The sequence below is a fragment of the Agrobacterium sp. DE0009 genome, assembly GCF_007680755.1.
In the GTDB taxonomy this organism is placed as follows: domain Bacteria; phylum Pseudomonadota; class Alphaproteobacteria; order Rhizobiales; family Rhizobiaceae; genus Agrobacterium; species Agrobacterium tumefaciens_B.
In genome coordinates this window covers 1-1029 of sequence record NZ_VEIU01000031.1, presented here as the reverse complement: position 1 = coordinate 1029, position 1029 = coordinate 1, and the positions used below count along the sequence as shown (strand labels likewise).

The 1029-nt window shown below is 63.0% G+C and carries 1 pseudogene; it reads right to left on the bottom strand.

The window, feature by feature from the left end:
- Positions 1-91: 91 nt before the first annotated feature.
- Positions 92-1029, bottom strand: a pseudogene (locus FS804_RS24665) (DNA polymerase Y family protein); the annotation flags it as partial.

Genomic DNA, 1029 nt, shown 5'->3' with positions numbered 1-1029 from the left:
CCGAGCTGTTTCGCCGTCTCGAACAATTCCTGTGCGGAGGAGGCGCCGCGCAGGAAGCTGAAGTGGGTCGTGACCTGGAGCTCGGCGTAGCTCATGCGAAGATCCCGTGGCAGAACCAGCGATGGGACCCGGTCTCGGGATCCACCCCGTCACCGGAGCGAAACACCCACAGGCGCTCGCCTGCCTCGTCCTCGATGACAAAATAGTCCCGTACCGCCTCCATCTCTGCGTGGCGCTGCCACCACTCCCCGAAAATGCGTTCCGGGCCATCGGCGCGTTTGACCTTACGACGCTTGCCGCGCCAGACGATGGAGACCGGCGGCCGGTCCGGCATCAGCGCGATCGCCTCGATCAGTTCGGGCCGCGGCAACAGCCGGACCGGCCGACGCCAATGGCTGACCCAGGCAAAAGCGATCGGTTCAGCAACGGGACTGATCCGCTTCACGGAGCGTTCCGGCACATCGGAGGCGACCGGTGCGACGCGATACACCCGCTGGCCCCGATTTCCATAGATATCAATGAGCGGCGTCACATCAGTGGTGTCATCCTCGACCAGAGCAGAGACTTTCTGTGCCTCTTCCAATGGCTCGGCCAGAACGGCAACAAGGATGAGCTTCTCGATCCCGAAACCCGGCTCGATCTTTTCGGTCCGGTCCCTAAACAGTTTCGTCAGCCAGGCGATATCGCGGCCAGGCTTGGCGGTGCCTGCGCGAATGGCCTGCCTGGTACCGTCGACCTTCTCGACAATCAGGTCGGCGCGGCGCACCCCAAGGCCGCGCTTCTGTAGCTCATCGACCAGCTGGACGACGAGGCGGCCGACATATTTGTTGATCGTTTCGGCAGCGCCAATCGGTTCAGCGAAGGCTTTCGAGACTTCGATCAGCTCAGGCGTTCGAATCGGCTCGATAGGCTCGGCGATACGGCAGAGCATCTGGTCGAGGCGGCGGCCGATCTCCGGTCCAAAGCGCAACGTCAGTGGCGCACGTGGCGTGTTGGCAAGCTCGCCAATGGTCTGGAAGCCGAGAATGC